Here is an 11,068-nt window from a genome sequence, read left to right on the forward strand (position 1 = left end):
ATGGCACTGAAGAACTTTCTCAAGGATGATGATCTCTCGCCGCAGGAGCAGGCCGAGGTGTTGGCGCTCGCAGCAGAGCTCAAGCGCGCACCGTTCTCCAAGCGGCCGTTGGAGGGACCGCAGGGCGTCGGCGTCATCTTCGAGAAGAACTCCACCCGCACCCGCTTCTCGTTCGAGATCGGAATCGCGCAGCTCGGTGGTCATGCTGTGGTCGTCGACGGGCAGAGCACTCAGCTCGGACGTGAGGAGACGCTGCAGGACACCGGGCGTGTGCTGTCGCGTTACGTGGAGGCAGTCGTCTGGCGCACGTTCGGGCAGAAACGACTCGAGCAGATGGCCACCGGAGCGACGGTGCCGATCGTGAATGCGCTGTCCAACGAGTTCCATCCGTGCCAGGTTCTCGCCGATCTGCAGACTCTGGCCGAGCGGAAGGGCGAGTTGAAGGGACTCGAACTCGCGTATTTCGGTGACGGTGCCAACAACATGGCGCATTCGCTGTTGCTGGGTGGTGTCACCGCGGGTATCGACGTGACCATCGCTGCGCCTCGTGAATTCGCGCCGCTGCCCGCCGTGGTCGAGGCGTCTCGTGCGCGCGCCGAGATCACCGGCGCACGTATCACGCTCACCGAGGACCCGTACGAAGCCGCGGAGGGGGCCGACGCCCTCGTCACCGACACGTGGACGTCGATGGGTCAGGAGAACGACGGTCTCGACCGCGTCGCCCCGTTCAGGCCGTACCGGATCGACGCCGAGCTGCTGTCCAAAGCCAAGTCCGATGCCGTTGTGCTGCACTGTCTTCCCGCGCATCGCGGCGAGGAGATCACCGACGAGGTGCTCGACGGCCCGCAGAGCGTGGTGTGGGACGAGGCCGAGAACCGTCTGCACGCACAGAAGGCGCTGCTGGTCTGGTTGCTCGAGCAGGCACGACGACCGTGAGCGAGGACGTGTCGTCGGTTCCGTTGACTGCTTCGACTCGGGCGGGGAGGCAGGCGCGGATCGTTGCGCTGCTGTCGAACCACCAGGTCCGCAGTCAGCCGGAACTGGCGACGCTGTTGGCGTCGGAGGGCATCGATGTCACCCAGGCGACGCTGTCGAGGGATCTCGACGAGTTGGGTGCCGTCAAGCTGCGTGCGGCCGACGGTGGCGTCGGGGTGTACGTGGTGCCCGAGGACGGTAATCCGGTGCGCGGGGTTTCAGGGGGGACCGACAGGTTGACCCGGCTGCTCGGTGAGCTGCTCGTGTCGACCGATTCGAGCGGCAATCAGGCCGTACTGCGGACCCCACCCGGGGCTGCGGGATACCTGGCGAGCGCGCTCGACCGGGCGTCGCTGCGAGAGATCGTCGGGACCGTCGCCGGAGACGACACGATCTTCGTGATCGCGCGAGAACCGATCACCGGCAGCGAACTTGCGGACAAGATCGAGAAATTGGCCCGACGTGCCGAATGATCCGAACGATGTGGAAAGCAGAACTGTGAGCGAACAGCACGGAACCAACGAAGGATCGCTGTGGGGCGGACGGTTTGCGTCCGGTCCGGCCGAGGCGATGGCGGCACTGAGCAAGTCGACGCACTTCGACTGGGTGTTGGCCCCGTACGACATTCGGGCGTCGATGGCACATGCACGCGTGTTGAACGGTGCGGGATTGTTGACGGCGGCGGACCTCGAGACGATGCTCGACGGCTTGTCTCGGTTGGCCGAGGACGTCGCTTCCGGTGAGTTCGCTGCCGCGGAGTCCGACGAAGATGTCCACGGAGCGCTCGAGCGGGGATTGATCGACAGGGTCGGTCCCGAGGTCGGAGGGAGGCTTCGGGCCGGACGCTCGCGCAACGACCAGGTGGCGACTCTGTTCAGGATGTGGCTGCGCGACGCTGTCCGGCGGGTCTCGGCAGGGGTCCTCGACGTCGTCGACGCGTTGGCCACGCAGGCTGCTGCGCACCCGGCTGCGGTCATGCCGGGCAAGACGCATTCGCAGGCCGCGCAACCGGTGCTGCTGGCCCACCATCTCCTGGCGCACACCCATCCTCTGTTGCGTGACGTCCAGAGGTTCCAGGATTTCGATCGCCGAGCCGCGGTGTCGCCGTACGGTTCGGGGGCCTTGGCGGGCTCGTCGCTTGGTCTGAGCCCGGAGAAGATCGCAGCCGAGTTGGGTTTCGATTCGTCGGCCGAGAATTCGATAGACGCGACCTCGTCACGTGACTTCGCGGCGGAAGCGTCGTTCGTGCTCGCGATGACCGCGGTCGATCTGTCGCGTCTCGCGGAGGAAATCGTGTCGTGGAGTACCCCGGAGTACGGCTACGTGACGCTCGCCGACGCGTGGTCGACGGGCAGCTCGATCATGCCGCAGAAGAAGAACCCCGACGTCGCGGAATTGACGCGCGGAAAGACGGGTCGGCTCATCGGTAATCTCACCGGCCTGTTGGCGACTCTGAAGGCACAGCCGTTGGCTTACAACCGGGATCTGCAGGAGGACAAGGAGCCGGTCTTCGATTCGGTGGCGCAGCTCGAGCTGTTGCTGCCCGCTCTCGCCGGATTGGTCGGGACGCTGGAGTTCCATGTGGATCGGTTGGCCGAGCTCGCGCCCGCAGGCTTCACGTTGGCGACGGATATCGCCGAGTGGATGGTGAGGCAGGGTGTTCCGTTCCGGGTGGCGCACGAGGCGGCCGGGGCGTGCGTTCGTGTTGCGGAGGGGCGCGGCGTCGGGTTGGAGGAGTTGACGGACGAGGAGTTGTCGTCGATCGATCCGTCGTTGACGCCGGCGGTTCGCGAGGTCCTGACCGTCGAGGGTTCCATTTCGTCGCGAGATTCTCGGGGCGGCACGGCTGCTGTGCAGGTGGCGAGCCAGCTCGGTGGTGTGCGGTCGACTGCGGAGAAGGCTCGCGCGTGGCTCGCCGACGGAATTCCTGCTCGCTGACAGAGAAATAAATCAGGCGCGCCGGATTCGAAGGGGTTCGGTATGAGAAGCTTCTGACGGGTCGGTGAGTGGCCGGTTCGAGCGGGGACAAGCGTCGAACGCAGGAGTGTGTTGTGGTGGGACTGAACGCAGACGCGATCCGCGGGCCGTTGCGGCGTGCGGTGGCGACTGCACAGAACGGCCTCGAAGTGATCCGTCTCGGCGGTCTGGAGACCGAGGTCGATCCGTCGCCGTTCAAGGTCGTCGATCGTGAGCCGATGTACCGGCTCCGTCGGTATTTCGCCGACGACGCCGACGAGGGTTCGAAGCCTCCGGTCGTGCTGGTGCCGCCGATGATGGTGTCGGCCGATGTGTACGACGTGACGACCGAGAACGGCGCTGCCGGCATTCTTCACGACATGGGCCTCGATCCGTGGGTGGTGGACTTCGGTTCGCCCGACACGGAGGAAGGCGGGTGGAGCCGGACTCTGGCGGATCATGTTGTCGCGATCAGCGAGGTGGTGGACAAGGTCCACACGATCACCGGCCGCGACGTCCACCTCGGCGGGTACTCGCAAGGCGGGATGTTCTGTTACCAGGCTGCGGCGTATCGGAGTGGCCGAAATCTGGCGAGTATCATCACGTTCGGGGCGCCGGTGGACACGTTGGCGGCGTTGCCGCTGGGTATTCCGGCCGGTGTGGCGACCAAGGGTGCCGAGTTTCTGGCGGATCACGTGTTCACTCGGATGGACGTCTCCGGGTGGATGGCACGGACCGGGTTCCAATTGTTGGATCCGGCGAAGACGGTGCGGTCTCGACTCGACTTCCTCCGGCAGCTGCACGACCGTGATGCGTTGTTGCCTCGCGAGCCGCAGAGGCGTTTTCTGGCGATGGACGGCTGGGTTGCGTGGTCCGGCCCGGCTGTGGCCGAGTTGTTGAAGCAGTTCGTGGTGCACAACCGCATGATGACGGGTGGATTCGTCATCAAGGATCGGTTGCTGACGCTGTCCGAGTTGTCGGTTCCGGTTCTCGCGTTCGTAGGCGAGGTCGACGACATCGGCCAGCCGTTGGCGGTGCGCGGCATCAAGCGTGCGGCGCCACGTGCGGAGATCTTCGAAAGCACTTTGCGTGCCGGTCACTTCGGGTTGGTGGTCGGCACCACCGCCGCGGCGCAGACGTGGCCGACAACGGGCGAGTGGATACGGTGGCGGGAAGGGCTGGGGGAGCAGCCATCCGGCGTGCACGAGATGGCGTACGACGAACATCCCGATTCCGAAAGCGGTGTGTCGGTCAGCAATCGAATCATTCATACGGCCGCGTCCATCGCGGAGGTGGGTGTCGGAGTAGGCCGCGGGCTCGCGGCAGCGGCGACGGGAGCGGTGAGAGGTACCCGCGAGATGTCGTCGGAGGCTGTGCGCACTTTGCCACGACTGGCGCGTCTCGGTCAGATGCAGGCGCATTCGACGGTGTCGTTGGGCAGGCTCATCGCTGATCAGGGACGTCGGTCGCCGTCGGGTGAGTGCTTCCTGTTCGACGATCGAGTCCACACGTACGAGGCCGTCAACGTCCGCATCGACAACGTCGTGAAGGGCCTTGTAGTCTCCGGCATCCGGCCGTCGGCGCGCATCGGTGTGCTCATGGAGACCCGTCCTAGCGCGCTGGCGGCCGTGGCCGCGTTGTCCAGAATCGGCGCAGTAGCAGTTCTGCTTCCTCCGGGCGGCAACCTCGAGAGCGCCCTGAGGGCGGTGGACGTCGACACCGTCGTCACCGACCCGGAGAACTTGAAGTCTGCGACGACCGTCGCCGCCAACGTTCTCGTTCTGGGTGGCGGTGACGCTCGTCAGCTGGACGTACCGACCGGGGCGGACGTCACCGACCTCGAAGCCGTCGATCCGGATTCGGTGCGGTTGCCTGCGTGGTTCGAGCCCAATCCGGGCCGCGCGAGGGAACTTGCGATGGTGCTGTTCACGGCAACGGATCGGGGCCTCGAGCCTCGCTACATCACCAACCACAGATGGGCGCTGTCGGCGTACGGAACCGCCACCGCGGCCGGGCTGAGTTCCGGAGACACGGTGTACTGCCTTGCTCCTCTTCATCATTCGGCGGGATTGTTGGTGAGTGTCGGTGGTGCGCTCGCCGGCGGGTCGCGTATTGCCCTGTCGCGGGGTCTCGACCCGGTTCGGTTCTCCGGTGAGGTTTCTCGCTATGGCGTGACCGTCATCAGCTACACCTGGGCGATGATGCAGAGCATCCTCGACGACGATCATCTCGATGTCGACCTCCGGCATGCGGTCCGTTTGTTCATCGGATCGGGAATGCCTGTCGGGCTGTGGAAACGAACGATGGAGCGGTTCTCGCCCGCTCGTGTTCTCGAGTTCTATGCCTCCACCGAGAACGACATCATCCTGGCCAACGTGGGTGGTTCGAAGATCGGATCGAAGGGCCGCCCGTTGCCAGGAAGTGCACGGGTGGCTCTGGCTGCCTACGACCCCATCACAGGGAGGTTGGAGGAGGACGACAACGGTTTCGTTCGGCTGTGCAAGGACGGCGAGGTCGGTTTGCTCCTCGGGCGTCCGAGCAACGAGGGCGAGGTCACAAGTCCTTTGATGCGGGGCGTGTTCGAGCCCGGTGATTCGTGGATTCCCACCGAGAACCTGTTTCGACGGGATTCCGACGGAGATTTCTGGCTGGTGGACCGTAAGGACACCGTCGTGAAGACACCTCGCGGGCCGGTGTTCACCCAACCCATCATCGATGCGTTCGGGGAGATTCCGCAGGTTCGATCCGTCGTCGTGTACGGAGTGGACATCGGTGGCAGTGCCGATTCGTCCCGGCGACTCGACCATGCCGACGAGGTCGCGATCTGCGGCATCTCGGTGCGGAAGGACAGCACGGTGCCGGGTAAGGCGATCACCGACGCCATGGGCGTGCTGCTGCCGAGCCAGCGTCCGGACATCGTTCATCTCGTCGATGCGATTCCGCTGGGGCGGGCGTATCGGCCACGGGAAACCGAACTACGAAAGTCTCGTATCCCAACGCCGAGTGCTCGGACCTGGTATTACGACGAGGAATCCAGTACCTACAAGCGGTTGACCAAAGCGATTGCCGCGCAACGCTTCGGCACCGACAGTGTGGCCGACGTCGGAACGGACTGAGCTCTGCTACGTGCGGTGGGTAAGGTTTCGGACGATCCCCGTGCGAAGCGGTGACAGACGAAAGTGAGAAATCGGTGGCAATCGATCAGACACTGCTGAGCATCCTCGCGTGCCCTGTCGACAAGGGCCCGCTGTTGCTGGTGGAGGACGAGCTGCTCTACAACCCGCGGCTGCGTCGGGCATATCCGATCGAGAACGGTATCCCGGTCCTGCTCGTCGACGACGCGAGGGATGTGGACGACGCCGAGCACGAGTCGATTCTGGCTCGCGCTCGATCCTGATCGTCAGGGGACGAAGTCGGGCAGTTCACCGGCGAGATAGTGCTGCAACGTCGGTGCTGTCAGCGCCACCACGCGGTGCGCGGGCATCGAGGCGAGCGGTTCGATGCTCAGGATGTGGCGGGTGAGCAGTAGACCGGACATCTGGGAGGCAACGAGCGCGACTCGCAGAGGGCCGGACCCGACGGGTTCGTCGACTCTGTGTGCGATGTCGTCGAGCACGACGTGCATCAGAAAGGTCTTGATCAGGCCTACGTCGGCGCCTGCGATCAGTGAACGAAACGTGGCGACGACGGCCTGGCCGTTCTCGGAGTCCCAGACGGCAAGAATCGCAGTGAGTAGCGCCTCACCGAGCCGATCGGTGTCGGCGGCCAGGACTGGACGAAGTACTACCGTCGGATCGGTCGGCAGGGCGATCGACGCTACGAAGAGGTCTCGCTTGGTCCCGAAGTAGTGGTGCACGAGGGCGGAGTCGACGCCGGCGTCCGCGGCGATCGATCGGATCGAAGTCTTGTCGAAACCTGTAGCGGCGAAACGTGTTCGAGCGACTCTCAGTATCTCGTCGCGCGTGTCCGGTCGGCCCGGTCGTCGTCCCGTCCGTGCTCTGCCGGTCATGGTGTCCGCCGCCGCAGAGTTGCTGCTGCAGCGCACAACGCGGCGACCGTGAAGGCCAGAACGACGGCGACATCGGTGAAGAATCGCCCGGTGACGCTCGGGGCGGTAGAGATCTGGCTCAGCGCGTCGACTGCGTAACTGAGCGGCATGACGTTGCTGACGGCGTGCAGCCAGTCCGGCATCTGATTTCGGGGGACGAGTAGTCCGCACAGGAAAAGTTGCGGCACGACCACGACAGGCATGAACTGCACGGCCTGGAATTCGGTGCGAGCGAACGCGCTGCACAGCAGTCCGATCGCGACACCGAGAACGGCGCCGAGCACCGCGATCAGGAGCACCCAGGCAGGCGACCCTTCGGTGGAGAGTCCGAGCGCCCCGAACACGACAGCACAGGCCAGAAGCGACTGAAGTATCGCAGCCAACGAGAAAGCCGAGGCGTATCCGGCCAGCAGATCCAGCTTGGACATCGGTGTCGTGAGCAGTCGTTCCAGTGTCCCGGAGCTGCGTTCGCGCTGCATGGCGATCGAGGTGATCAGAAACATCACCACGAACGGCAGTATTCCGAGCATGCTGACGGCGACGCGATCGAACAGCGGGGGAGCGCCCGGTGCCGTGGGAAAATCCTGGTAGAGGAAGTACAGCAGAACCATGAGCAGGGACGGGACGAGAAGGATCATCGCGACGGTTCGGTGATCGGCTCGGAGCTGACGCAGAATCCGGGTGGTCCCGGCTGCGTAGATGTGCAGGTTCATCGGACACCGCTTTCCGTGGTGCGAATGAGGGTCAGGAACGCGTGTTCGAGGCTCGATTCGCCCGTGCGGTGCAACAGCTCCCGGGGCGCGAGTTGTGCAAGTACCGAACCGTCGCGCATCAGGACCAGCTCGGAGCAGTGCTCGGCTTCTTCCATGACGTGGCTGGATACCAGCAGCGTCGCGCCGGAGTGGACGATGTCCTCGAATCGTGACCACAGTTCGGCTCGCAGCACGGGATCGAGCCCGACGGTGGGTTCGTCCAACACGAGTAGTTCGGGCTCGGCGACGAGCGCGCTGGCCAAGGACACGCGGCCGAGTTGCCCACCGGACAGATTTCCCGCCGGCGACGACGCATGCTCACCCAGACCCACGGAATCGATCGCAGACGAGACCGAACGGGAATCGCGTCCGTACAGCGCGGCGAAGTAGGCCACGTTGTCGCGGACCGAGAGGTCGCGGTAGACACTCGGGGCCTGGGTCACGTAGCCGACTTTGCGGCGCAGTGCTCTCGAGCCTGCCGGTTTACCCAGCACGGTGACCGTTCCCGACTCGACCACCTGGGTACCGACGATCGCTCTCATGAGTGTTGTCTTGCCGCATCCGGACGGGCCGAGCAGGCCGGTGATGTGGCCGGCGGGGATGGACATGGTCACCGCGTCGAGAACTGTGCGTTTGCCCCGCCGGACGACGAGGTTCTCGACGATGACCGCCGGATCGGGTGCGATCGTCATGGTGTCCTCCATAATTCATCGGCTGATGAAATCACTGTGTGATGAATTCAAGACCTTCCGAGTGGTCGACGTCAAGGGCTCCAAGCGCCAGGGAAAGATCAGCTGTGTGAACGCAGAGGATCTGAACTGCCATCCCGTCGAGGCCGCGCGGAACCTGCTCGGCGTCGAACTTCGAGTGGAGAACGTGCGCGTGCGAGTCGTCGAAGTCGAGGCGTACGGCGGACCCGAAGGGGGACCCTGGCCGGATCCCGCTGCTCACTCCTATCGCGGCCCGACTCCGCGTAACCGCGTGATGTTCGGTTCGGCGGGACGGTTGTACGTCTATTCGAGCTACGGCATGCACCTGTGCATGAACGTCACCTGCGGTCCCGACGGTGAAGCCGCCGCAGTGTTGCTGCGAGCCGCCGAGCTGGTGGATGGTGAGGAAGCAGTACGGCGCCGGAGAGGCGACCGAGTTGCTTCCAGGAAGCTGGTCAGTGGGCCGGGTAACTTGGGGCAGGCCATCGGCGCCCAGCTCTCGGACAACGGAATGGACCTGTTCGACGGATCGTCGCGGATCGTTCTCGCCGCTGGGCGGGCCGGTCGTCCGACCGACGTGGCCGAAGGCCCGAGGGTGGGAGTCAGCAAGGCTGCCGACAGACCGTGGAGGTTCTGGATCCCGCGCTCCGACGCGGTGTCGGCGTATCGCCGGAGCCCGCGGGCCCCGGCGTCCTGACGGAGCCCGACGAGGGCGAGGTTCCTGTTCGACGTCGGATGCGGAAAGATCGGAGGCGTGAGCGAGAACATCATCGACGAATTGACCTGGCGCGGATTGATCGCGCAGTCCACCGACGTGGACGAACTGAAGAAGGCGACGTCCGACGGGCCGATCACTCTTTATGCGGGCTTCGACCCGACCGGTCCCAGCCTTCACGCAGGGCACCTCGTTCCGCTGTTGGCGCTCAAGCGTTTTCAACGTGCAGGTCACCGGCCGATTGTCCTGGCAGGCGGTGCCACCGGACTGATCGGCGACCCTCGCGACGTGGGGGAGCGGGTCATGAACTCGACCGACACCGTCCGGGACTGGGCCGACCGTATCCGCGGCCAGCTCGAGCGATTCGTCGAGTTCGACGACGGAGCTACGGGTGCGATCGTCGAGAACAACTTGAACTGGACCGGTCCGCTGTCGGCGATCGATTTCCTTCGTGACGTCGGCAAGCATTTCTCGGTGAACGTGATGCTTGCGCGGGACACGGTGAAAACGCGTCTCGAGGCCGACGGAATGTCCTACACCGAGTTCAGCTACATGCTTCTTCAGGCGAACGACTACGTCCAACTTCGTCGCACGCACGGGTGCACGCTCCAGATCGGCGGTTCGGATCAGTGGGGCAACATCATCGCCGGCGTCGAGCTCAACCGACGCAAGGACGGTGAGTCGGTCCACGCACTGACGGTGCCCCTGGTCACGTCGGCGGACGGAAAGAAGTTCGGAAAGTCGACCGGTGGCGGAAGCCTGTGGCTCGACCCGGAAATGACCAGCCCGTACGCCTGGTACCAGTACTTCGTGAACACCGGCGATGCCGATGTCGTCAAGTACCTCCGTTGGTTCACTTTCCTCGATCAGGCCGAACTCGACCATCTCGACGAAGCGACGCGTGAACGTCCGCATGCGCGGGAGGCTCAGAAGCGTCTGGCAGCCGAGATGACGACATTGGTGCACGGAGAGGCCAACACACGTGCAGTCGAGCTGGCCAGCCAAGCACTGTTCGGCCGCGCCGAACTTGCCGATCTCGACGAGTCGACGTTGGCAGCCGCGCTCGGTGAGACACCGGTAGCCGACCTCGCGCCGGGGGAACCGTCGACGATCGTCGACTTGCTTGTCGCAACCGGTCTCTCCGAGAGCAAGGGCGCAGCACGTCGCGCAGTGAAGGAGGGCGGTGCCTCGGTCAACAACCAGAAAATCGCCGACGAGGAGTGGACGCCGTCACCCGACGATCTGCTGCACGGCCGTTGGTTGGTCGTACGTCGGGGAAAGCGGAACTTCGCAGGTGTGCGCGTAGCCTCCTAGCACTACGGCGCCGAGGTGGTGCGAGTCACACAGGTGTGATTCGAGCGTGTGGTGGGTAGATAACTCTCTGTACGCGTCACCACCTCGGCGTTTGTCGTTCGGATTCTCGGCGACCTGGGGATTTGACGCGCAGTTTCCCGTGCCGTAACTTTTGTCGAGTCAGAGCGACACGGACACCGACTCCAGCCGAGAGGTTGGAGACAACGAGGTTGTACGGTAGCTTTTGATTGGTTTGTCCCCCAAGAGTCGGAGCTTGCATCCGAGACCAAGCTGGGATAGGCTGGAACAGTTGCCCTTGATGCTGGTAGGCGTGAGTCTGCGAGTGGAGAGTGTGTGCGTGTTCTTTGAGAACTCAACAGTGTGTCGATGAATGTCAGTGCCGAATGTTTTTGGTGCTCATGCCTTTTGGGGTGTGGGTGTGACATCTTCTTGCTTCATTCTTCCCGTCTGGGGTGAGAGGATTTTTTGTAGTGCTAGTTGAGTTTTTTTGCTAGTGATTTGGACTTGATGTCATTTGACTGATTGCACTGTCTTCTTTTGGGGGATGGTGGGATTGCAAGTCTTTTACGGAGAGTTTGATCCTGGCTCAGGACGAACG

Annotated in this window: 10 protein-coding genes; 7 read left to right on the forward strand and 3 right to left on the reverse strand. The window is 64.0% G+C overall.

The features are described from left to right. From argF to CH290_RS06970, 5 genes are all read left to right on the forward strand, one after another. A complete protein-coding gene (gene argF / locus CH290_RS06950) occupies nucleotides 1-936 on the forward strand; it encodes an ornithine carbamoyltransferase (RefSeq protein WP_019665799.1) in 936 nt (311 codons plus the stop codon). Then, on the forward strand, nucleotides 933-1,448 hold the full coding sequence (locus tag CH290_RS06955; RefSeq protein ID WP_019665798.1) for an arginine repressor: 516 nt from the start codon (nucleotides 933-935) through the stop codon (nucleotides 1,446-1,448). The genes argF and CH290_RS06955 overlap by 4 nt, the downstream gene beginning before the upstream one ends. A gap of 25 nt (nucleotides 1,449-1,473) precedes the next feature. Further along, entirely contained in the window at nucleotides 1,474-2,913 is a 1,440-nt protein-coding gene (gene argH / locus CH290_RS06960) for an argininosuccinate lyase (protein ID WP_027498866.1), read from the forward strand. Nucleotides 2,914-3,026: 113 nt separating this feature from the next. After that, a complete protein-coding gene (locus tag CH290_RS06965; protein ID WP_020112056.1) occupies nucleotides 3,027-6,047 on the forward strand; it encodes an AMP-binding protein in 3,021 nt (1,006 codons plus the stop codon). A gap of 74 nt (nucleotides 6,048-6,121) precedes the next feature. Continuing rightward, entirely contained in the window at nucleotides 6,122-6,328 is a 207-nt protein-coding gene (locus CH290_RS06970; protein WP_026347891.1) for a Trm112 family protein, read from the forward strand. Nucleotides 6,329-6,331: 3 nt separating this feature from the next. Here the strand turns inward: CH290_RS06970 and CH290_RS06975 are convergent, their stop codons facing one another. Genes CH290_RS06975 through CH290_RS06985 form a run of 3 tightly spaced genes read right to left on the reverse strand, consistent with a single transcriptional unit; the run spans nucleotide 6,332 to nucleotide 8,435 of the window. Further along, nucleotides 6,332-6,940, reverse strand: a complete 609-nt coding sequence (locus tag CH290_RS06975) for a TetR/AcrR family transcriptional regulator (protein ID WP_027498867.1) — start codon at nucleotides 6,938-6,940, stop codon at nucleotides 6,332-6,334. Continuing rightward, entirely contained in the window at nucleotides 6,937-7,692 is a 756-nt protein-coding gene (locus tag CH290_RS06980) for an ABC transporter permease (RefSeq protein ID WP_019665793.1), read from the reverse strand. Before CH290_RS06980 ends, CH290_RS06975 begins: the two co-directional genes overlap by 4 nt. Continuing rightward, entirely contained in the window at nucleotides 7,689-8,435 is a 747-nt protein-coding gene (locus CH290_RS06985) for an ABC transporter ATP-binding protein (protein WP_019665792.1), read from the reverse strand. The genes CH290_RS06980 and CH290_RS06985 overlap by 4 nt, the downstream gene beginning before the upstream one ends. A gap of 13 nt (nucleotides 8,436-8,448) precedes the next feature. Between CH290_RS06985 and CH290_RS06990 the strand changes: the two genes are divergently transcribed. Together CH290_RS06990 and tyrS are read left to right on the forward strand one after the other, a co-directional pair. Next, on the forward strand, nucleotides 8,449-9,138 hold the full coding sequence (locus CH290_RS06990; RefSeq protein WP_019665791.1) for a DNA-3-methyladenine glycosylase: 690 nt from the start codon (nucleotides 8,449-8,451) through the stop codon (nucleotides 9,136-9,138). Nucleotides 9,139-9,195: 57 nt separating this feature from the next. Further along, nucleotides 9,196-10,470: a tyrosine--tRNA ligase gene (tyrS, locus tag CH290_RS06995; RefSeq protein WP_020112059.1), complete on the forward strand. Its 1,275-nt coding sequence runs from the start codon at nucleotides 9,196-9,198 to the stop codon at nucleotides 10,468-10,470. Nucleotides 10,471-11,068 lie beyond the last annotated feature (598 nt).

Origin of the sequence: Rhodococcus sp. 06-156-4, assembly GCF_002259345.1 — a bacterium.
Lineage (GTDB): Bacteria > Actinomycetota > Actinomycetes > Mycobacteriales > Mycobacteriaceae > Rhodococcoides > Rhodococcoides fascians_E.